The 771-nt window shown below is 72.8% G+C and carries 1 protein-coding gene; it reads left to right on the forward strand.

The annotated features are described in order from the left end of the window. Positions 1-705 (forward strand): hypothetical protein (locus tag CF8_RS22320; protein WP_036490180.1); only part of this gene is annotated, 705 nt, incomplete at its 5' end. Positions 706-771 lie beyond the last annotated feature (66 nt).

The following is a 771-nucleotide window of genomic DNA, read 5'->3' on the forward strand; positions in this document are numbered from 1 at the left end:
GAGCTGGCGGGCCAACCGCGCCTGGCGCGGCTGGAGTGGCAGGCGGCGCATCGTGACTTCGTGGCCTTCGGTGCCGAGCGGAGGGCCGCGCACGTCGCGGCGATGCTCACCGATGACCAGACGAGGCGCGAGGGCGCGGCCGGTCCCGCGCGCGAGCTGCCTGAGCGGGCCACCATGCGGCGGACCGGCAGGGTGTGGCGCGTGACCCACGGCGGTCGTGAGGTGGTGCTGGCCGACCTGGTCGGGCTGGGCCATCTCGCGCGGATGCTGGCCGAGCCGGGGCGCGAGTTCCACGTCCTCGACCTGTGCGGGGCGCAGCACAGCGACCAGGGGCTGCCGGTCCTCGACGACGAGGCCCGAGACGCCTATCGGCGCCGGCTGGCCGAGGTCGAGGATGACATCGCCGAGGCGGAGGACGACCTCGATGACGTCCGTCGCGCGCACGCGGAGCAGGACCGGGACTACCTCGTCGCCGAGCTGGGGCGAGCACTCGGCCTGGGCGGTCGCGACCGGACCACCCACGGCACGTCGGAACGCGCCCGCACCAGCGTGACCCGGTCGCTGAGATATGCGCTGGCCAGGATCAGTGAGCAGGACGCCGAGCTGGGCGCACACCTGGGCGGCTGCGTCCGGACGGGTCTCTACTGCAGCTACCAAGCGGACCCGATGGCACATCTGGTCTGGGAGGTCGAGACAGCCCCGTGAGCGGCTGGTCCGTCGGGCCGTGTGGAGGAGGTCGGACTAGTTGTGATGTCCAGGGAGGTTGTCCCG

This window comes from Nocardioides sp. CF8 (assembly GCF_000389985.1).
Lineage (GTDB): Bacteria > Actinomycetota > Actinomycetes > Propionibacteriales > Nocardioidaceae > Nocardioides > Nocardioides allogilvus.